A 20303-nucleotide genomic window follows, 5' to 3' on the forward strand; every position below is an offset into this window, starting at 1 on the left:
CATGGAAATCGCCTTCATCGGACTCGGCAACATGGGCGGCCCGATGGCCGCCAACCTGCTCAAGGCCGGCCACGCGCTGACGGTGTTCGACCTCGACGCGCATGCGGTCGACGCCGCGGTGCGCGCCGGCGCGACCGCGGCGGCGTCGCCGCGTGACGCCGCCGCGCGCGGCTCGTTGATCATCACGATGCTGCCGGCCGCGCAGCACGTGCGCGCCGTCTACCTCGGCGACGACGGCGTGCTGGCCGGCGCACGCGCCGGCGCGACGCTGATCGACTGCAGCACGATCGATCCCGGCACCGTGCGCGCGGTGGCCGACGCCGCCGCGCAGCGCGACTTTCCGCTCGCCGACGCGCCCGTGTCGGGCGGCACCGGCGGCGCGCAGGCCGGCACGCTGACCTTCATGGTCGGCGCGGACGCCGCGCTGTTCGAGCGCATCCGCCCCGTGCTGCTCGACATGGGCAAGAACGTCGTGCACTGCGGCGGCACCGGCACCGGGCAGATCGCGAAGATCTGCAACAACCTGCTGCTCGGCATCTCGATGATGGGCGTCGCGGAAGCGATGGCGCTGGGCGCGGCGCTCGGCATCGAGCCTCCGGTGCTGGCGGGCATCATCAACACGTCGACGGGCCGCTGCTGGAGTTCGGACGCGTACAACCCGTATCCGGGCGTGAGCGACACGGCGCCGGCCGCGCGCGGCTATGCGGGCGGCTTCGCGGCGAACCTGATGCTGAAGGATCTCGGCCTCGCGACCGAAGCCGCGCGCGGCGCCCATCAGCCGGTCTGGATGGGCGCGCTCGCGCAGCAGCTGTATCAGTCGATGAGCCAGCAGGGGCTCGGCACGCTCGACTTCTCCGCGTGCGTGAAGCTGTACGAGGCGCAGCCGGCCTGACCCGCCCGGCCGACGCCGGACGTGCGCCGACCCGCGATGTGCCCGTTGGGCATCGCGGGTCGGTTTGCATGCGGGGGAAGGAAAACGCGGGCGGCGCGATCATGCCGCCGATCGGTCAACCGCGCGGGTTCGACGCCGTCTCGAAGGTCGGATGGCACTCGAACGCGAGTTCCGAGCGCGCGTCGACACGGCGGCCGGCGGTCAGGGATTCCTGCTTCATGCTCGCGCGCATCCCGCGCTGCGAGCAGTAGTTGGTGGCTTCGCTGACGGCCTTCTGATGGGCGTCGGCCCACGTCGTCGACACGCCGACCGTGCGCGTCGTCACGGTGAATACGTTCGGGTTCGACGTCGCGGTCACGTCGGAAGCAGTCGAACACGCGGCGAGCAAGCATGCAGTCGCCGCAATGGTCAACCATCGCAGGGTTCGAAAAGAGACTGGAATGGACATGGAGGGCAAGCGCACGCCGGTCGGCGTGCATTAAGCAACATAGGCGACAGTATGCCTGCTCGATCGCCGGAGATCATGCCCCTTTCGGTGAACACATTGTTTCGAATGGTTAAACGATGGTCGAACCTGGCAAGATTTACAGCCGTCGCCGGCCATCATTTTCGTCCGACAGGTCATTTCGTCCGGCGCGACGGTCGACGCACGCCCGCCTGCCGGATTCTCGCGCACGCTCCCGCGAGCGTGCGGCACGCCGGCTGGCCCCGGCGCGTGGCGCGCGGATGTGCTTTTTACAACCGCGTCGATCGCGCAGCCCGCTCCCCCCACGCCCCGCGCCGGGCACCCCGCCGTCGTTCGCCGGCTTTTTCTCCGCATAGGCACGTCGCTTGCGTCATCTCCGCGCCCGCCATCCGGCGGACAGCCATCTTCCTTCAACCGGCGCTGCGCCCCGCGCGATCCTTTGCGCGGCGGTCCCGCATCGCAAGGCAGGTTTCCTGAACGAGAGGACGACATGAAATCAATACGAACGATAGTGGCCCTGTGCTCGGTCATTTCCGTGCTCACAGCGTGCGGCGGCGGCGACGACGCCGGGACCGTACTCGGCATCTCGAAGCCGCAGGCGCGCTTCATCAACGCGGTGCCGGCCGGCCCGAACCTCGACTACTACCTGAACGCGAAGGTCGACCAGTCGGGCGTCGCATACAAGGGCGTGACGCGCTATCACGACATCGACTCGGGCACGCAGACCGCGAGCTACGACGTGTCGGGCACGACCGCGACCGTCGCATCCCAATCGTTCAGCGCCGCGAACGGGCACCACTACACGACGATCGCGCTGCCGAGCACGACGTCGCTGATCTCCGTCATCGACGATCCATACGCGAAGGGCCTGCTGTCGGACAAGGCGCGCGTGCGCGGCTTCAACGCATCGCCGAACGCGCAGAACGTGGACGTGTACGTCGTGCCGCCCGGCACCGACATCACGACGCAGAGCCCGACGCTGGCAGGCGCGGCCTACCAGAATGCCGTGCCGGCCTCGACGCAGGATTCGGTCTACCTGAACGGCGGCACCTACCAGGTGATCGTCACGACGGCCGGCAGCAAGTCGCCGATCCTCAAGACCGCGCCGGTCAGCATCGCCAACAACGCGGACTGGCTGCTCCTGACGATTCCGTCCGGCGGCATCGGCGACGTGACGCCTAACGACATTCACGTGCTCGTCGCGCAGGGCAACGACGCCGATACGTCCGCGCAGGAACTGGGGCCGCAATAACGCAGCCACTCACGCGGCAACGGGCCGAAAACGACACACGGCGGCCGGTGCGATTGCATCGGCCGCCGTGTGTCGCATACCGGTATCGAGCGTCGATATCGCTGCCCGCTATCGGTCGTCGGTCCGTTCGAGGCAGATCACGTGCTCGGCGCGCGTCCCGTCGCCGTGCTCGACATCGACGTCGCCGACATGGCGCACGCGCCAGCCCGGGCGCGTCGCGATCTGCGGCATGTTGCCGGACGGCCGGCTCTCGATTCCGCCGAGCCCTTCGTCGGGCGTATCGACCGCTTCGTCGAGCGACGCGTTCGAATAGATCACGTTGTCCTGCAGTTCCGACGCGCCGGTGCGCGCCTCCATGCCTTTGCCGTCGACGTCGACCGTGTTGTCGGTCATCGCCATGTTCGCGTTGTCGAGCGTGACGATCCGGCCGGCGGCCCGGCGCACCGGATCGCCGCTGTCGACCGCGTGCGCGTCGACGTCGATCTCCGGCAGGCCGGTCGGCATTTTCCCGGCAACGGCCTCCGGCGTCAGCGGACGCTGCGCCGTCTGGGCGGCCTGGGTCGCCGCGTCCGGCATGTCGCCGGCCGCCGGCGTCTTCACCGGGCTCTTCGCGATCTGTTCCCGCTGCTTTTCCGGGGTAGGGTTCGATTCCGCGTTCTGCATCGCACCTCCTTGCCCGGCCGGCGGACGTCGGCGTCACGCCGTCGTCGCCGCGCCGGAATTCGCTACAACGGTCCTTGCAAATCTTTCATGCGCACCGCTCCGCGCGTACGCCGTTCGGCGAACGCGCCGACGGACACGGCGCTCGGTGGGCGAACCGACGGCACGCTGGCGCGCCGCCCGCCCGATCCCCCCAATGCCGGTCAACCGCCGCCGCTCGCGCCGGCCGGGGCGGAAGCCGCGCCCGGCAGGGTCGTGCCGGCCGCGCCGCTGCTCGGCATGCCCGACGGTGCGGTGGAAGGCGCGGCCGACATGCCGCTCGCTGCGCTCGAATCCGAACTGGCTGCGCCGTTGTCGCCCTTCTTCTGGCAACCCGCGCCTGCCGCCAGGCCCGCGATCAGGATGCCGGCGAAGACGGCTCGCGATACGTGACGAATGGAATATCGCTGCATGACACCTCCGCTGATGTCGATGTGGATGGAACCCGCTGACTCGCAATATGCGTGCCGTCGCCCGTCTCCGCGGCCGCGCGCCATTGCATTCATTTTTCAAATGACGCCCAGCCGAATATTTAATTTCCCATCGCGGTAGCCGCCGCCCATACTCGCGAACAAATCCGAGACATAACGTCCACCGGGGCCCGGCCCGCGCTGCGTACGACATGCGGCCGGTGTCGCGCCCCGCACATGGAAGGAGACAACGGCGTGCAACTGGAAGCCACCCACCGCGCGGGCATCGGGCCCGGCGCGGACGACGCATCGCATCGAACCGACACGGCCGCGCGCGATCCCGCGCCGAGCCCGCGACTGCACAACGCCGACCTCGCGCCACCCAGGCCGAAGGCCGCACGTGGGGCCGCTACAGCATCTTCGCGCTATGGACCAACGACGTGCACAACATCGCGAACTACTCGTTCGCGATCGGGCTGTTCGCGCTCGGCCTGTCGGGGTGGCAGATGCTTGCGTCGCTCGCGATCGGCGCGGTGCTCGTGTACTGCTTCTTGACGTCCTCGTCCGCCTAAAAGCGAAGGATTCCCACACCTGGCGATGCACGTCCGCATCGGAGAATGTTCAGCGCAGCGTTGATATCTCGATCATGCTCGACACCACAGTCACTGCAGGCCCATTCTCTTATTCTCAGTCCCGCGATACCTTTCGGCCGCGTCGTGCTGGCTTGCGACCCGCACGCCGAACAGGACTGGGTAGAACCGCTTTCGTCGACTTCCTCGAGCGTGGCCCCGTGCGCGATCGCTTTGTAACGAAGCTTGTCCCGGAAGGACGACCAGGATGCATCGTAGACGCTCTTCGCCATCCTGGTCCTGGCGAGCTTCGCGGCCGACACGTTGCCGACCGCGATGTAATCGAAACGCCGCACCAGATCGAGCGCGAGCTTGTGCTGGAAGTCGGCACGGGCATTGGCGATCTTCGCGTGCAGCTTCGCGATATGCCGCTTGTGCTTTCGCGCTCGTTGCGCTTTCGCGAGCTTTTCCGCCGCGCGTCGACCGAACGGGTCATTGGGCAGCTTCTCGCCGGTCGAAAGTGCGGCGAAGTCTTTCAGGCCGAGATCGATGCCCACACCGGAACGGATAGGTCGGGCCGGAACATCCGGCATCTCGATCACAATGTTGAGAAACCAGTTGCCGCGTGCATCCTGCGCAAAGTTGGTTCCATCCTTGATCTTGCCTTCGGGAAGCGGTCGGCTGTTGAACACGCGGAAGGTGTTGCCGGCAAAGCGAAACGCGTCGCCTTCGCGCTTCAGGTCGCGGCCCTTCAGCGGCACCCAGCCCAGCGATTTCCTGCCGCGATAGCGCAGGTAGGGCCGACGGTACTGACTGCGCGACTTCGCATATTGCTCGCACGTCGCGTTGACCGTGCCGGAGTGGATGCCGAGTTCCTTACTGCTACCGGTCGTCAGCACGTTCAGGTCGAAATCCGTCGGCCACTTCTTGCCCCACTTGAGCGCGTGCTTCTGTGTGTCGTTGCAGTAGTTCCAGACGTAGTTCACCGCACGGCTCTGCTTGTTGAGCAGTCCGTTGAGCGACTTCACGCGGTAGCGGTAGACAAGAATCATGCAGGTGATCCTAACCCGTGGAAGAAGCTGCCTGTCAACAGCACGCCGTCCCGTCCCGCCATCCGCCCCGAAGGAAGTCCCCTTGGGGGAAATGGCGGGGTTTATCGGAGCAAATTCTGATGAGAATCCTGGTAGTCAACGTCAACACGACCGAGTCGATCACCGACGCGATCGCCGCGCAGACACAAGCCGCCGCGTCGCCGGGCACGGAGATCGTCGGGCTCACGCCGCGCTTCGGCGCGGAGTCGATCGAAGGCAACTTCGAGAGCTACCTCGCGGCGATCGCCGTGATGGATCGCGTGCTGAGCTACGACGAACCGTACGACGCGGTGATCCAGGCCGGCTACGGCGAACATGGCCGCGAAGGGCTGCAGGAACTGCTGACGGTGCCCGTCGTCGACATCACCGAAGCGGCCGCGAGCATCGCGATGCTGCTCGGCCATCGCTACTCGGTCGTCACGACGCTCGACCGCACGGTGCCGCTGATCGAGGATCGCCTGAAGCTCGCCGGGCTCGATGCGCGCTGCGCGTCGGTGCGCGCGAGCGGCCTCGCGGTGCTGGAGCTCGACGAGAACCCGGCCCGCGCGATCGAATCGATCGTCGTCGAAGCGCAGCGCGCGGTGAAGGACGATCGCGCGGAAGTGATCTGCCTCGGCTGCGGCGGGATGGCCGGCCTCGACCGGCAGATCGAGGAATGCACGGGCGTGCCGGTCGTCGACGGCGTGTCGGCCGCGGTCGCGCTCGCCGAGTCGCTGGTGCGCCTGAAGCTGAAGACGTCGAAGGTCCGCACGTACGCGCCGCCGCGCCCGAAGCGGATCGTCGGCTGGCCGGGCACCTTCGCGAAATGACGGGCCGCCGGCCGGCCGCCGTGCGGCGCGCTCAGCCTGTCTCGCCGGCACGCGTATCGGCATGCGGCGCCCGCTAGACTCAACCGCCCCGCCCCGCGACGCGGGCGACGCCGCGGGCGCGCTCGACGTGCTCGATGCGCGGCTGATGCGCATCCTGCTCGTGCTGCTGACCGAGCGTACCGTGTCGCGCGCGGCCGTGCGCCTGAACATGTCGCAGCCGGCGACGAGCGCCGCGCTCAAGCGGCTGCGCACGCTGCTCGGCGATCCGCTGCTGGTGCGCAGCCGCTACGGGATGGTGCCGACCGAGTTCGGCGCGCGACTGATCGAGCCGCTGCGCAACGCGCTGCGCGTGATCGACTTCATCCGCGTCCAGCAGCCGAGGTTCGACGCGCGCACGTCGGTGCGCACCTACCGGATCGGCTGCCCCGACTATCTGAACGTGCTGTTCGTGCCGAAGCTCGTCGCGCTGTTCCGCGAGCGCGCGCCGAACGCGCAACTGGTGTTTCATCCGCTCGGCGACGGGTTCGACGACGAGCGCGCGCTGGCCGACGGCGAACTCGACGTCGTGATCGACAACCGGCCCGCACGCCGGTCGCGCTTCCGGCAGGACGACCTGTTCGACGACCGCGTCGTGTGCCTGATGCGCGCGACGCATCCGCTCGCGCGGCACGGCGCGATGACGGCCGCCGGGTTCGCGGCGGCGCCGCAGCTGTGCCCGACGCCGTCGTGGCTCGAAGCGTCCGGCGCGATCGACCGGCAGCTCGAACGCGTGGGCCTGCAGCGGCGCATCGTCGTCACGCTGCCGCATTTCGAACTCGCCGCGCATGCGCTGGTGCGCAGCGACCTGATCCTCACCACCACGTACCGGCTCGCGCGGCACTACGCGAAGCTGCTGCCGCTCGCCGCGGTCGCGCTGCCGGCCGAGCCGCCGGACATCGCGTACCGGATGACGTGGAACGAATCGGGCGCGTGCGCGGAAGGCGGTCGATGGCTGCGCGGGCTGATCGCGGAAGCGACGCGTGCATGGCTCGACGCCGACGCGATGCTGCCGGCGGTCGCCGCGGTCGCCGCCGTTGCCGCTTCCGGGGTCGATGCACACGCGCCGAAACCCGCGCCGGCCGTCACCGATCCGCCCGGGCTCGCCCAGCGCGCGCGCCGCAGACCGGGCACGCATTGTCATGCGTCGCCTCCGGCGCGCGTCGCACAGGCCGCACGCATTCATCGCATCGCGACGAAGTCGCACTGATCGGCCCGAGCGTCCACGGCAGGATCGCGCACAACGTCATGCGCGTCCGCGCATCGGTTGCGCAAGCAACTTGTACGCAACGACGGCCGAACCGAGCGCGAGCACGCCGCTCACCGTCAACGCATCGGCGAATCCGCTCGCGAACGCGACGGGCGCGGCCTGCGCGAGCGCGCCGGCAGCCGACGGCGGCACGCGGCCGAGCGCCTGCGCGAGATCGCCGGCCAGCAGGCTCGACATGAACGATGCATCGGCGAACGCGCGCAGGCCGGGCGTCGCGGACAGCAGGCCGTCGAGCCGCGCATGCGTACTCGCCGCCAGCACCGCGCCGAGCACGCCGACGGCCGTCACGATCGCCGAGAAGCGCGTCGTCGTGCTGATGCCCGACGCCATGCCCGTGCGATCCGGCGGCACGCACGCCATGATCGCCTTCTGCGTGTCGCCGTTCATGATGCCCGCGCCGCATCCCGTCACGAACATGCCGAGCGCGACGAGCCGGTAGTCGCCGCTGGCCGTCAGCGCCGCGGTCGCGAGATTGCCCGCGCCGATCAGCGCGAGCCCGCCCGCCAGCACGCCGGCGGAAGACACGCGCGCGGCCAGCGCCGCGCCGAGCGACGGACCGGCGATCATCGCGAACGCGAACGGCAGCATCCCGAGCCCGGCATCGATCGCCGACATCCCGAACGCGTTTTGCAGGTACAGCGGCAGGAACGTCATCATCACCTGCGCGCACGCCGCGTAACCGAACATCGCGAGCACCGCGCCGACGAAGCGCGGCTGACGAAACAGCGCGAGATCGATCATCGGCCGCGCCTGCCAGCGCTCCGCGCCGACGAATGCCGCCAGCAGCGCGGCCGCGAGCGCGAGCCGGCCCAGCGTCGCGGCCGACAGCCAGCCGTGCGACGGCGCGCCGATCAGCGCCGCGATCGCGCAGGCGAGCGCCGCGCCGAACAGCAGGCTGCCGGCCGCGTCCACGCGTTTCGCCTGCGGATCGTTCGATTCGTCGATCGCGACGCGCGCGCCGGCCGCCAGCAGCAGGCAGACCGGCAGGTTCAGCAGGAACACCCAGCGCCAGCCGATCCATTGCGTGATCGCCCCGCCGACGAGCGGCGCGATCGCCGTCGCGATCCCCATGCACATGCCCCAGATCGCCCACGCACGCGCCCGTTCGCGTCCGTCCGGGAAACGGTTCGCGATCACCGCGAGCGCGGCGGTCAGCAGCAACGCGGCGCCGCCGCCCTTCACCGCGCGCGCGGCGATCAGCCAGCCGGCCGACGGCGCGATGCCGCAGCCGAGCGACGCGACGAAGAAGAGCGCGAGCCCCGCGAAAAGCATCCGCCGGCGCCCGAAGCGGTCGGCGAGCCCGCCGGCCGGCAGCAGGCACGCGGCGAATGCGGTCATGTACGCGCTCACGACCCATTCGATATCGGCGAAGCTCGCGTGAAAGCCGCGCGCGATGCTCGGCAGCGAGACGGCCACGACGTTCGTGTCGAGCACGATCAGCGCGCAGGTCGCGGACGCGACGGCGAGCGTCGCGGCGGCAGGCAAGTTGCCGCCGGCGCGCGAAGCAGCCGCCGCGCTCGCGCGCGACGCCGGTGAAGACTGGGACATCGGCCACTCCGGAACAGGATGAACGAGCCGTATGCTAGGCTTGCCCGCTATTGCCTGTCATTGACATTTCAATGCCGTTTCATTGACGAAAATTGCAACCATGAGCCAGCTCGAATTCCGTCACGTGCGCGCCTTCCTGAGCGTCGCGCAACATCTGCACTTCGCGCGCGCGGCCGACGCGCTCGACATGGCGCCGCCCGCGCTCACGCGGCAGATCCAGGAAGCGGAGCGCGTGCTCGGCGTGCGGCTGTTTCACCGGTCGCGCCGCGCGGTCACGCTGAGCGCGGCCGGCGAAGCCTATCTCGCGGAAGCGCGCGCCGCGTTCGACCATCTGCAGCGCGGCAGCGAACTCGCCGCGCTGGCCGAACGCGGCGAACTGGGCCGGATCGAGATCGGCTATGTGTCGTCGGCCGTTTATTCGGGCACGCTGCAGCGCACGGTCGGCGCGTTCCGCACCGCGCACCCGCGCATCGAGCTGAACCTGCGCGAAGTGCCGATGGACGACGTCGCGAACCAGCTCGACGCGGGCCGCCTCGACCTCGCGTACGTGCGCCCGCCGTTGCCGCTGCCCGGCGGCTTGCGGATCGTCACGCTGCAGCGCGACGTGTTCGTCGCCGCCGTGCCGGCCGATTCGCGCCATGCGGCGATGGCGGCCGTGCGCGCGGCGGACCTCGCCGACGCGCGCTTCGCGGTGCCCGAACAGGAGCTCGGCACGCTCGAAGTCGCGCGCCGCGGCCGCTTCGCGCCGGTCGTGGCCGCGCGGCCGGGCGGCCTGCTGGCGGTGCTCGCGTGCGTGTCGGTGAACGGCTGCGTCGCGGTGATTCCCGATGCGCTCGCCGCTTGCGTGTCGCTGCCGGGCGTCGTGTACCGGCCGATCGCCGGCAAGCCGATCATGTCGGCGCTCGCACTTGCGCACCGGCAGTTCGAAAAGGCGCCTGCGGTGCGGGCATTCCTGCGGACGATCCGGCCGGCCGCGTAACGCTTGCGCGCACGCGCCAGCGCGTCGGGTCCGCGTTGGCGAAGCGACCGTCGCCGCGCGAATATGCATTCCACGATTCGATGTTTGTCGGCCGGAAACCGATTCCGTAACCTGCCCGGCAGCCGCGCCGCCCGCGCGCGGATCACCGAGGACACGCCGCCGATGACCCACTCCTTCGCCACCGCGCGCCGCCGCACGCTACAGCGCCTTGCCGCCCTCGCCGCCGCGCCGCTCGCGGGCGGCCTCGCGCTGCCCGCCCGCGCGGCCGGCGACGACCTGTCGGGCGTCACGCTCGTCCTCGGCGACCAGGCCGGCGGCCTGCGGGCGCTGGCCGAAGCCGCACGCGTGCTCGACGGCGCGCCGTACCGGTTCCGCTGGGCCAACTTCCAGGGCGCCGCGCCGCTGTTCGAAGCGCAGCGTGCGGGCGCGATCGACCTCGCACCGGCCGGCGACCTGCCGGTCCTGACGGCCGCGCTCGGCGATCCGTCGTTGCGGATCGTCGCGACGCGCGTCGGCTCGCCGACGTCGCTCGGCATCGTCGTGCAGCCCGACTCGCCGGTTCGCACGGTGGCCGACCTGAAAGGGCACACCGTCGTCGTGTCGTCGGCGCGCGGCAGCATCTCGCAATACCAGTTGTACGGCGCGCTGCGCGAACACGGGCTTGCGCCGCGCGACGTCGACGTGCGCTTCGTGCTGCCGGTCGACGCGTTCGCCGCGTTCGAGGCGAAGCGGATCGGCATCTGGGCCACGTTCGATCCGTACTACGGGCATGCGGTGCGACGCGGCGCGCGCATCGTCCGCGACGGCAGCGGCATCAATTCGGGGCTCGCGTTCCTCACGTCGCCGGTCGACACGCTCGACGATCGCGGCAAGCGCGCGGCGCTGGCGGACGTGCTCGCACGGCTCGCCCGGGCGGGCCAATGGGCGCTCGCGCACCCGGCCGACTACGCGAGCGTCTATGCGTCGCTCACGCGCCTGCCGCCCGACGCGGCCACCGATATCGCGCGCCGGGCCGCGCTCGCGCAACGCAGCCTCAGCGACGCCGACATCGCCGTGCTGCAGCGCGTCGCCGATCGCGCGGCGGCGGACGCGATCCTGCCGCGCCGCGTCGACGTCGCGTCGATCGCCGTCCGGCAGGTGTCCGCCTGAGCGACGCGGCGCGAGGACGTGCTCAGCGCGGCCGCGCCATATCGAGATCCGGCACGTCGTCGCCGAACGTCGACGCGACGAGCGTGCGCATCGCGGCGATCAGCAGCGTCGGCCCCGACTGGTTAAACGTGCAGCGCTCGCCCGCGGCCGGCACGGCGCGGTGCAGCACGGCACGCCACGCGCCCCGCCCGCCGTCGCGCTCGAACGCGGCGAACGGCAGCCGCTCGACGATCGGGCCGCCGTCCGCCCACGACGACGACGGCGCGAACGACGTCGGGACGCCGCCCGGTTCGCGGATCACCGTGCATCGCGACGTGTCGATGCGCGGGGCGACGAGGTCTTCCGCCATCGCCACCCAGTAATCGAGCGTCGCGCCTGCCAGGTCCTGCACTTGCATGACCGTCTCCGTATGACCGTTGTCTTGAACGACGTCCTAGCCGTTGTCCATGCAGCCGCAAGGACGGCTCGCCTACGTGACAGGGTTTCGTCCCCTGTCGCGCTGCGATAAGCATAGTTCAAATCGTTTCTTGTCCGCCCCGGACACGTCATCGAGAATGATTCGACGGACCGACACCCGGCACCGCCGCCCCAAACGTACTCCTGACCGATCGATTCATGCTCCCACTGCGCCTGCTGCGATCGCTGCTGATCGCGTCCCTTATTGCGTTGCCGGCCGCCGCCGCGCACGCGGACAAACCCGCCACCATCCGCATCGGCGTCGCCCAGCAAGGCGCCGGCGATCCGCCGACGTTCGGCGGATCGAGCGCCGCCACCGTGCAGTTGCAGCAGCTCGTCGAAAAGGAATTCGCCGCCGACGGCATCAAGGTGGAATGGCTGTTCTTCAAGGGTGCGGGCCCGGCCGTCAACGAGGCGATCGCGAACAAGGCGCTCGACTTCGCGTACCAGGGCGACCTGCCGGCCGTACTCGCACGCTCGAACGGGATCAAGACGCGCCTGCTGCTCGCCGCGAGCGTACGCTCGGGCATCAAGATCGCGGTGCCGCCCGGCTCCGCGATCCGCTCGATCAAGGACCTGAAGGACCGCCGCGTGTCGATCTTCCGCGGCACCAACCTGCAGCTCGTCGCCGACAACGCGCTCGCGAAGAACGGCCTCGGCGAACGCGACCTGCGCGTGATCAACCTCGACGCCGCCAGCTCGCTCGCCGCGCTCGCGTCGAACGGCATCGATGCGTCGGTCGGCGACTACGCGCTCTACAAGCTGCGCGACGCGGGCCTCGCGAAGATCATCTACGAGTCGCAGAACGACGGCCCGCAACTGACGCGCCAGACCCACCTGCTGGTGCTCGACGATTTCGACCGCGCGCACCCGGACATCGTGCAGCGCGTCGTCACCGCGTTCGTGAAGGGCGCGCAATGGTCGTCGGACGAGGCGAACCGCGATGCGCTGTTCAAGCTGTGGGCGAAAAGCGGCGTGCCGTATTCGTCGTGGCAGGCCGACTATGCGAACCAGCGCCTGAAGGACCGCCTGTCCCCGCTGATCGATCCGTTCGTCGTCGCGCGCTACAAGGCCGTGGCTCAAGATGCGCTGAACCTGAAGCTGATCCGCCAGCCGGTCGACGTCGACGGCTGGTTCGAACCGAAGTATCTCGACAATGCGTTGCGCACGTTGAAGCTCGAACACTACTGGCCGCGCTACGACGCCGCCGGCAAGCCCCTCTCCTGACCGGACCATCCCGATGAGCGACACCGCGTTTTCCGTCACGACGACCGAACCGCACACGCTCGCCGTGCCGCCGCGCCGCGCGGTCGTGCTGAAACGGCTCGCGTGGCAGCTCGCCCCGTGGGTGCTGCCCGCGCTGCTGTTCGCGCTGTGGAGCGTCGGCAGCGCGCGCGGCTGGATCGCGCCGCAAATCCTGCCGCCGCCCGAACGGGTGGTCGACACGCTGGCCGAGCTCGCGTCGAGCGGCGATCTCGTGCGCCACACGCTGATCAGCCTGCAGCGCGTGCTTGTCGGCTTCGCGGCCGGCACGCTGCTCGGTGTAGCGATCGGCGTCGCGCTCGGGCTGTCGCGCACGCTGGAAGCCTACGTGCTGCCGAGCTTCAACGCGCTCGTGCAGATTCCGGTGCTCGGCTGGCTGCCGTTCCTGCTGCTGCTCGTCGGCGTCGGCGAGCCGCTGAAGTACCTGCTGATCGCGCATGCGGCGCTCGTCCCGGTCACGCTGAGTACCTTGCAGGGGTTTCGCCAGGCGCCGCCCGCCCTCGACGAAGTCGCGCGCGGGTTCGGCTACACGCGCCGGCAACGGATCGTCCACGTCGTGCTGCCAGCCGCGATCCCGACGCTCGCGACCGGCGTGCGGCTCGCGTTCACGAAGTCGTGGCTCGCGCTCGTCGTGGTCGAACTCGTCGCGTCGTCCGAAGGGCTCGGCTACCTGATCGTGTACGGGCGGCAACTGTTCCAGCTCGATCTCGTGATGGCGGCCGTCGTCGTGGTCGGCGCGGTCGGCCTGCTGATCAACCGGGCGCTCGACGCGCTCGAAGCGCGCCTGCGCCGCGGCGTGCCGTCCGCGTTTCGCGGCTGAACCGCCCTCGAAGGAGAATCGCCCGTGCCGCATGCCGCTACACCGTCGCTCACAGCGCCTACCACGACCGCCCGCCGCCTGCATGCGCCCGACTGGCGCGGCGTCGTGCTGCCGCTCGCCGCGTTTGCGTGCTGGTGGGCCCTCGCTTCCGCACACCTCGTGAAAAGCGGGCTGTTCGTCGGCCCGGCCGACGTGCTGCACACCGCGTGGGCGCAGGCCACGAGCGGCGCGCTCGGCCGCGCGCTGTCGGCGTCGCTCGCGCGCGAAGCGTGCGGGTTCGCGATCGGCGCGACGGGCGGGCTGTTGCTCGGCGCCGTGCTCGGGCTGTCGCGCGTCGCCGCGCGGATGGTCGGCCCGAGCTTCGACACGTTCAAGCAGATCTCGCTGTTCGCGTGGATTCCGCTGATTTCCGTGTGGTTCGGCCTCGGCGACGTCGCGAAGGTCGTGTTCCTGTCGCTCGCCGCGCTGCTGCCCGTCGCCGCCCATACCTGCGACGGCATTCACGCTGTGCCGCGCACGTATGTCGACGTCGCCCGCGCGCTGCGCTACTCGCGGCTTCAGCTGATCGGCTACGTGATACTGCCGGCCGCGTTGCCGTCGATCTTCACCGGCCTGTATCTCGGCCTGATCTATTCGTGGCTCGCGACGCTCGGCGCCGAATACCTGCTCGTCGCCGGCAGCGGGATCGGCAACACGCTGATCGACGGCAGCGAGCAGTTCCGGATGGATCTCGTGCTGTTCGGAATCATCGTCGTCGGCGTGACCGGCTGGGCACTGAACGCGACCGCGCGGGCGATCGAACGCAAGGTGCTGGCCCGGCGCGGCGACCTCGCGCGCTGAGCGCCCTTTCCTTCCGTTTCGCATCCTTTTCCGTACCGCCATGACGACTCTCGCCTCCGATTCGCTCGACATCCTCCATGTCAGCAAGCACTACGCGCAACGCGGCGCGGCGCTCGCCGTGCTCGACGACGTATCGCTGCACGTGCGCGCCGGCGAATTCGTCACGATCGTCGGCGCCAGCGGCTGCGGCAAGTCGACGCTGCTGCGGCTCGTCGCCGGGCTGGACACCGATTACACCGGCGAAATCCGCGCCGGCGGCGAACGCGTGCGCGACACGTCGCTGCAGCGCGGTATCGTGTTCCAGGATCACCGGCTGTTCCCGTGGCTGACCGTCGAACAGAACATCGGCGCCGCGCTGCGCAACGCGCCGCTGGACGCCGCCGCGAAACGGCGCGCGATCGCGGAGCACATTGCGCTCGTCGGGCTGAACGGCTTCGAGCACGCGTTTCCGAACCAGTTGTCGGGCGGGATGGCGCAGCGCGTCGCGATCGCGCGCGGTCTCGTGAACCGCCCGCGCGTGCTGCTGCTCGACGAACCGTTCGGCGCGCTCGACGCGCAGACCCGCGCGAAGATGCAGAACGAACTGCTGCGCATCTGGGAACAGGAGCGCATCACGATGCTCCTCGTCACGCACGACGTCGACGAAGCCGTCTATCTCGGCGACCGCGTCGTCACGATGGCGCCGCGTCCGGGCCGCATCGCGCGCATCGTCGACGTCGCGCTGCCGCGGCCGCGCCGGCGCGATTCGCCGGCATTCGCGCGCTTGCGCGACACGGTGCTCGCCGATTTCGACGACAGCGAACCGCCGGATGACGACGGTTCGGGCGGCAAGCGCATCGACACGGCGCGCCCGCACCGGATCGGCGAATGGCGGCTCGCGTGGTGATCGCATGACGCGCCGATTCGCTCAGCACTACCACACATATCGATCATCGCAGCGCGTACGCTAAGGTTGTGACGATTCATCGGTTCCGGTTCCGCGCCGCGCCTGCTTGAATGGAGACTCGACCGACCCGACTCCCAGGAGACTCCCGATGTCCGATGTCCAGCACGCCGCCCACTCGTCTTCGCCTGCTTCGCACGCCGCGCCGCGCACGGCCGCCGTCCCGCTTCAGCTTCGCCAGGTCGCCGGCCGGATCGGCGCCGAGATTGCCGGCGTGCGGCTGTCGGCCACGCTCGACGACGCGACGTTCGACGCGATCAACGCCGCGCTGCTACGCCACAAGGTGCTGTTCTTCCGCGGCCAGCACCATCTCGACGACACCGCGCAGGAAGCGTTCGCCCGCCGCTTCGGCGACACCGTCGCGCACCCGACCGTGCCGTCCGTCGACGGCAGCGCGGCGCTGCTCGAACTCGATTCCGCGCACGGCGCACGCGCCAATTCGTGGCACACCGACGTGACCTTCGTCGACGCGTACCCGAAGATCTCGATTCTGCGCGCGGTCGTGATCCCGCCGTTCGGCGGCGACACCGTATGGGCCAACACGGCCGCCGCGTATGCGCATCTGCCCGATTCGCTGCGCGCGCTCGCCGACACGCTGTGGGCGCTGCATACGAACGCGTACGACTATGCGTCGACGCACGTGCACGCCGACGATACGCAACTGAAGCGCTACCGCGAAGTGTTCACGTCGACCGTCTACGAAACCGAGCATCCGGTCGTGCGCGTGCATCCGGAAACCGGCGAGCGCACGCTCGTGCTCGGGCATTTCGTGCAGCGGCTCAAGGGGCTGTCGGCGCAGGATTCCGCGCATCTGCTGCAGGTGTTCCACGAGCACGTGACGCGCCTCGAGAACACCGTGCGCTGGAACTGGCAGGAAGGCGACGTCGCGATCTGGGACAACCGCGCGACCCAGCACTACGCGATCAACGACTACGGCGATGCGCGCCGCGTCGTGCGCCGCGCGACCGTTCACGGCGACGTGCCGATCGGCATCGACGGCCGCCAGAGCGTCCTGCTCAAGGGGCCGGGCGCCACGCTGCAATAACGTCGGCGTCCCGCGACGGCGCCGTCTCCCGCGCGCCGTCGCGCTCCTTGCTGGAGGACAACCGCCATGAAGCTCGCACCACCGGACCGACACTTGCACGCGCAACGATGTCGTTCCTCCGTCCCGTTCACTTCCGCCCGGAGCGTCGCATGAGCGCCCTACTCGAACCCGCCGCCCAACCGGTCGACGTGATTCCGCTGTCCGCCCATATCGGCGCGGAAATCCGCGGCGTCGACCTCACGCAACCGTTGACCACGCCGCAGATCGCGGCGATCCGCGCCGCGCTGCTGAAATGGCGCGTGATCTTCTTCCGCGAACAATTCCTCACGCACGAGCAGCATGTCGCGTTCTCCGCGCAGTTCGGCGAGCCGACCGTCGGCCACCCGGTGTTCGGGCACGTCGACGGCCATCCGGCCGTCTATTCGATCGCGAAGCATCGCAAGGCGACGCGCTTCGAAGGCGAGCCGGTGCGCCGGCCCTGGACCGGCTGGCATACCGACGTGACCGCCGCCGTGAATCCGCCGTGGGCGTCGATCCTGCGCGGCGTGACGATCCCGCCGTACGGCGGCGACACGCACTGGACCAACCTCGTGCGCGCGTACGAAACGCTGTCCGCGCCGCTGCGCGGCTTCGTCGACACGCTGCGCGGCATCCATCGCTTTACGCCGCCGCCCGGCGCGCGCGCGACCGGCACCTTGGACGACGCGGTCGAGCGCCGCCCGCTCGTGACCGAACATCCGCTCGTGCGCGTGCATCCGGAGACCGGCGAACGCGCGCTGTACGTGAGCCCGAGTTTCCTGAAATCGATCGTCGGGCTGACGCCGCGCGAGAGCCAGGCGCTGCTCGAACTGCTGTGGGAGCACGTGACGCGGCCGGAATTCACGATCCGCTTCAAGTGGGAGCCGCGCAGCATCGCGTTCTGGGACAACCGTGCGACCGCGCATCTCGCACCGGTCGACATCTTCGATCTCGACTTCGACCGCCAGCTGTATCGCACGACGCTCATCGGCGACGTGCCGGTCGGCCCCGACGGCAGGCCATCGGTCGCGCTCGAAGGCGCGCCGGTCGAAACCGCGGCCGCCGTCGCACTCAACTGATGCGGCAAACTCCGGTGCGCCCGCGGCGCGCCGGCCCCGCTTCGATCAATCGAGCCATACGCCGTCGAACCGGTGCCCGCCGAGCGGCGAGAACGTCAGCCCGTGTACGCGTTTCGAGATCGGCAGCGACACGATCGACGTCGCGATCGGCGTGAATGGCACCTGGTCCTTGAACACCACCTGCGCCTGCTCGTACAGCGCCGTGCGCTTCGCGACGTCCCCGTTCGAACGCGCGGCGGTCACGAGTTGCTCGAAGTCCTTGTTGCACCACTTCGCGAGATTGCTGCCGTGCACCGCGTCGCAGCCGAGCAGCGTGCCGAGCCAGTTGTCGGGGTCGCCGTTGTCGCCCGACCAGCCGTACAGGATCGCGTCGTGCTGGCCGTCGTGCTTCGCACGGCGGTTGTATTCGCCCCATTCGTAACTGACGATCTTCGCGCGCACGCCGATCTTCGCCCAGTCCTGCTGGATCAGTTGCGCCATCAGCTGCGCGTTCGGGTTGTACGGGCGCTGCACGGGCATCACCCATAACGTCAGGTCGAAGCCGTTCGGGAAGCCGGCCTGCGCGAGCAGCGCCTTCGCGGCGGCCGGATCGCGCGGCGCATCCTTCAGACGCGGGTTGTACGACCATTGCGCGGGCGGCATCGGGTTCGTCGCGATCGTCGCGTCGCCGTTGAACACGGTCTTGACGATCGCCGTCTTGTCGATCGCGATGTCGAGCGCGCGCCGCACGTCGACGCGATCGAGCGGCGGATGCTGCGTGTTGTACGCGACGAAGCCGACGTTGAAGCCCGTCCCCGAAAACAGCGTCAGTTTCGGATCGCGCCGCACGGTCTCGAGGTCGGCCGGCCGCGGAAACGCCGACACCTGGCACTCGCCGGCCACGAGCTTCTGCAATCGCGCGGCCGGATCGGGCGTGATCGCGAACACGAGGCGCGCGAGCTTCACGTCGTCCGGCTTCCAGTAGTCGGGATTCGCGTCGTAGCGGATCAACGCGTCCTTCTGGTACGTACGCAGCACGAACGGCCCCGTGCCGACCGGGAACTGGTTGATGTCCGACTCGCGATGGCGCGCGGCGAGCTGTCCCGCATAGTCGGCCGACAGCACCGACGCGAACGCCATCGCGAGATTGCGCACGAACACGACGTCGGGCGACTTCAGCACGAAGCGCACCGTGTAGTCGTCGACCTTCTCGATACGCTCGACGTTGTGGTCGAAGCCGAGATCGCTGAAATACGGGAAGCTGACCGGATAAGCCCTGCGGAACGGGTCGTCCGGATCGAGCATCCGGCGGAACGTGAACACGACGTCGTCGGCCTGGAACGGCCGCGTCGGCGTGAACCACGCGGTCGTCTGGAATTTCACGCCGCGCCGCAGATGGAACGTGATCGTGCGCTGGTCGGGCGACACGTCCCAGCTCGTCGCGAGCGCCGGTTCGAGATCGAGCGTGCCGCGCTTGAACTGCACGAGCCCGTTGTAGACCGGGTACGTGCTCGCATCGAAATCGGTGCTCGTCGTGTGCTGGCCGGGATCGAAGCCGGCGGGGCTGCCTTCGGTGCAGTACACGAGTGTCTTGCCTGCCGGCGCGGCGAGTGCGTGCGTCGCGGCGCCGGCCAGCAGCAGCGACGCGGCGATGCAGCGGAGCGCGACAGCGGCAGGCGATACGCCGCGCGAACGGCGCGCGGCTGACGAAACGAAAGGATTCTTCATGGTGGCAAAGGGAAGAAAGAGGTGTCATGCGAATGACGACCGTCGATCTTCGCGCGCCGCCCGCCGATCGCTTACCAATTAATTCCGCGTTGCTTATCGTCGCGGATGCATCCCGCTGCCGCTGCGTCGGAATGGCCATGCGAGCGCCGTGGACATGCCGAATACCGTTGCGGCCGGCCGCCCCGGGCGTGCGCATCGAAACCATTCGCACCGCCGGTCTTCCGGCCCTCTGCAGGTTCTCCGGAATGGGTGCATCGTATCGGTTGGCCGACGCCGGCATCGGCGCGCGGGAATCCGCCCGGCGTGCACATGTCGGCACGGCGCGTCCGTGCGCGCCGCTCTTCCTGGAGGACCCAGATGTCGATCAACCCCGATACGCCCTCTCGTCCCGTGAAGTCGCCGGGCCCCGATCACCCGATCCTGATCGAACCGCATTCGTCGCGCGTGATCGTGAAGGTCGCCGGCAAGGTCGTCGCCGATACGCGCCATGCGCTGGTGCTGCGCGAGGCCAGCTATCCGGCGGTGCTGTACATTCCGCGCGAGGATGCCGACATGTCGCTGCTCGAACGCACCGACCACGCGACTTACTGCCCGTACAAGGGCGATTGCGCGTACTACTCGATTCCGGCCGGCGGCGAACGCTCGACCAACGCGGTGTGGACGTACGAGCATCCGAATCCGGCCGTCGAATCGATTCGCGGGCACCTCGCGTTCTATCCGGACCGCGTCGATTCGATCGAGGAAAGCCTGCTCGTCACCGCGTGAGCGCGGCGGCGCCCCGCCGCGTCACCGTTCACGCATCGTCCGGCCGCTGATTTGCATATGCGGATTCATTGGTTGGCCGCCGTCCCGCCGGGCCGTATCGTCTCGACTCGTCTCGACTCCGGCGCGGGCCGGCCCGTTGCGCGCGTCGCCCGCATCCGGCCCGGTCCCGCGCCGGCCGCGCCGCCTTCGCGCGCGCC

At 69.4% G+C, this 20303-nt stretch carries 21 protein-coding genes; 15 read left to right on the forward strand and 6 right to left on the reverse strand.

What is annotated here, in order from left to right; translation table 11 throughout:
• Window position 1: 1 nt before the first annotated feature.
• Entirely contained in the window at window positions 2–892 is an 891-nt protein-coding gene (gene mmsB / locus KR541_RS28620; protein ID WP_050013747.1) for a 3-hydroxyisobutyrate dehydrogenase, read from the forward strand.
• A 115-nt stretch (window positions 893–1007) separates the two neighbouring features.
• Here the strand turns inward: mmsB and KR541_RS28625 are convergent, their stop codons facing one another.
• Window positions 1008–1340: a hypothetical protein gene (locus KR541_RS28625; RefSeq protein WP_050013746.1), complete on the reverse strand. Its 333-nt coding sequence runs from the start codon at window positions 1338–1340 to the stop codon at window positions 1008–1010.
• A gap of 508 nt (window positions 1341–1848) precedes the next feature.
• On the opposite strand from KR541_RS28625, the gene KR541_RS28630 reads away from it, so the two are divergent.
• Complete coding sequence (locus KR541_RS28630) at window positions 1849–2610, forward strand: DUF4397 domain-containing protein (protein ID WP_050013745.1); 762 nt, start codon at window positions 1849–1851, stop codon at window positions 2608–2610.
• A gap of 108 nt (window positions 2611–2718) precedes the next feature.
• Here KR541_RS28630 and KR541_RS28635 read toward each other — a convergent pair whose 3' ends face one another.
• The gene (locus tag KR541_RS28635; protein WP_050013744.1) at window positions 2719–3273 is read right to left on the reverse strand and encodes a DUF3005 domain-containing protein; all 555 of its coding nucleotides are present in this window, start codon (window positions 3271–3273) and stop codon (window positions 2719–2721) included.
• Window positions 3274–3360: 87 nt separating this feature from the next.
• Here KR541_RS28635 and KR541_RS28640 point away from each other — a divergent pair, with 87 nt between their 5' ends.
• Both KR541_RS28640 and KR541_RS36820 read left to right on the forward strand, forming a co-directional pair.
• Window positions 3361–3702 (forward strand): hypothetical protein, encoded by a 342-nt coding sequence (locus KR541_RS28640; RefSeq protein WP_080334247.1) that lies wholly within the window; start codon window positions 3361–3363, stop codon window positions 3700–3702.
• 457 nt (window positions 3703–4159) lie between these two features.
• On the forward strand, window positions 4160–4291 hold the full coding sequence (locus KR541_RS36820) for a hypothetical protein (protein WP_235356212.1): 132 nt from the start codon (window positions 4160–4162) through the stop codon (window positions 4289–4291).
• Here the strand turns inward: KR541_RS36820 and KR541_RS28650 are convergent.
• Window positions 4288–5340 (reverse strand): RNA-guided endonuclease InsQ/TnpB family protein, encoded by a 1053-nt coding sequence (locus KR541_RS28650; RefSeq protein ID WP_060733736.1) that lies wholly within the window; start codon window positions 5338–5340, stop codon window positions 4288–4290. The genes KR541_RS36820 and KR541_RS28650 overlap by 4 nt on opposite strands.
• Window positions 5341–5459: 119 nt before the next feature.
• Here KR541_RS28650 and KR541_RS28655 point away from each other — a divergent pair, with 119 nt between their 5' ends.
• The gene (locus tag KR541_RS28655) at window positions 5460–6188 is read left to right on the forward strand and encodes an aspartate/glutamate racemase family protein (protein ID WP_216089953.1); all 729 of its coding nucleotides are present in this window, start codon (window positions 5460–5462) and stop codon (window positions 6186–6188) included.
• Between the two features lie 61 nt (window positions 6189–6249).
• Window positions 6250–7434, forward strand: a complete 1185-nt coding sequence (locus KR541_RS28660) for a LysR family transcriptional regulator (RefSeq protein ID WP_124651047.1) — start codon at window positions 6250–6252, stop codon at window positions 7432–7434.
• 36 nt (window positions 7435–7470) lie between these two features.
• Here the strand turns inward: KR541_RS28660 and KR541_RS28665 are convergent, their stop codons facing one another.
• Window positions 7471–9042 carry an MFS transporter gene (locus tag KR541_RS28665; protein ID WP_176015383.1) on the reverse strand — a complete coding sequence of 524 codons (1572 nt, stop codon included), beginning with the start codon at window positions 9040–9042 and terminating at the stop codon, window positions 7471–7473.
• 100 nt (window positions 9043–9142) lie between these two features.
• Between KR541_RS28665 and KR541_RS28670 the strand changes: the two genes are divergently transcribed.
• Together KR541_RS28670 and KR541_RS28675 are read left to right on the forward strand one after the other, a co-directional pair.
• The gene (locus KR541_RS28670; protein ID WP_089489244.1) at window positions 9143–10021 is read left to right on the forward strand and encodes a LysR family transcriptional regulator; all 879 of its coding nucleotides are present in this window, start codon (window positions 9143–9145) and stop codon (window positions 10019–10021) included.
• A gap of 162 nt (window positions 10022–10183) precedes the next feature.
• Window positions 10184–11170 carry an ABC transporter substrate-binding protein gene (locus KR541_RS28675; RefSeq protein ID WP_089489736.1) on the forward strand — a complete coding sequence of 329 codons (987 nt, stop codon included), beginning with the start codon at window positions 10184–10186 and terminating at the stop codon, window positions 11168–11170.
• 22 nt (window positions 11171–11192) lie between these two features.
• Here KR541_RS28675 and KR541_RS28680 read toward each other — a convergent pair whose 3' ends face one another.
• Window positions 11193–11567, reverse strand: coding sequence for a phage protein NinX family protein (locus tag KR541_RS28680; protein WP_089489243.1), 375 nt, complete (start codon window positions 11565–11567; stop codon window positions 11193–11195).
• A 218-nt stretch (window positions 11568–11785) separates the two neighbouring features.
• Between KR541_RS28680 and KR541_RS28685 the strand changes: the two genes are divergently transcribed.
• The 6 genes from KR541_RS28685 to KR541_RS28710 all read left to right on the forward strand — a co-directional run bounded on the left by KR541_RS28685 (window position 11786) and on the right by KR541_RS28710 (window position 17634).
• A complete protein-coding gene (locus tag KR541_RS28685; RefSeq protein ID WP_216089954.1) occupies window positions 11786–12853 on the forward strand; it encodes an ABC transporter substrate-binding protein in 1068 nt (355 codons plus the stop codon).
• Window positions 12854–12866: 13 nt separating this feature from the next.
• Window positions 12867–13709 carry an ABC transporter permease gene (locus KR541_RS28690; RefSeq protein WP_050017353.1) on the forward strand — a complete coding sequence of 281 codons (843 nt, stop codon included), beginning with the start codon at window positions 12867–12869 and terminating at the stop codon, window positions 13707–13709.
• Window positions 13710–13733: 24 nt separating this feature from the next.
• Entirely contained in the window at window positions 13734–14549 is an 816-nt protein-coding gene (locus KR541_RS28695; protein WP_050017352.1) for an ABC transporter permease, read from the forward strand.
• Between the two features lie 40 nt (window positions 14550–14589).
• A complete protein-coding gene (locus KR541_RS28700; RefSeq protein ID WP_050017351.1) occupies window positions 14590–15435 on the forward strand; it encodes an ABC transporter ATP-binding protein in 846 nt (281 codons plus the stop codon).
• A gap of 148 nt (window positions 15436–15583) precedes the next feature.
• A complete protein-coding gene (locus tag KR541_RS28705) occupies window positions 15584–16537 on the forward strand; it encodes a TauD/TfdA dioxygenase family protein (RefSeq protein ID WP_216089955.1) in 954 nt (317 codons plus the stop codon).
• A 149-nt stretch (window positions 16538–16686) separates the two neighbouring features.
• Window positions 16687–17634 carry a TauD/TfdA dioxygenase family protein gene (locus KR541_RS28710; protein ID WP_089489239.1) on the forward strand — a complete coding sequence of 316 codons (948 nt, stop codon included), beginning with the start codon at window positions 16687–16689 and terminating at the stop codon, window positions 17632–17634.
• A gap of 45 nt (window positions 17635–17679) precedes the next feature.
• Here KR541_RS28710 and KR541_RS28715 read toward each other — a convergent pair whose 3' ends face one another.
• Window positions 17680–19341, reverse strand: coding sequence for an ABC transporter substrate-binding protein (locus KR541_RS28715; RefSeq protein WP_216089956.1), 1662 nt, complete (start codon window positions 19339–19341; stop codon window positions 17680–17682).
• 357 nt (window positions 19342–19698) lie between these two features.
• Between KR541_RS28715 and KR541_RS28720 the strand changes: the two genes are divergently transcribed.
• A complete protein-coding gene (locus KR541_RS28720) occupies window positions 19699–20106 on the forward strand; it encodes a DUF427 domain-containing protein (protein ID WP_050017347.1) in 408 nt (135 codons plus the stop codon).
• The last annotated feature ends 197 nt before the right edge of the window (window positions 20107–20303 follow it).

Origin of the sequence: Burkholderia sola, from assembly GCF_905400185.1 — a bacterium.
GTDB lineage: Bacteria > Pseudomonadota > Gammaproteobacteria > Burkholderiales > Burkholderiaceae > Burkholderia > Burkholderia sola.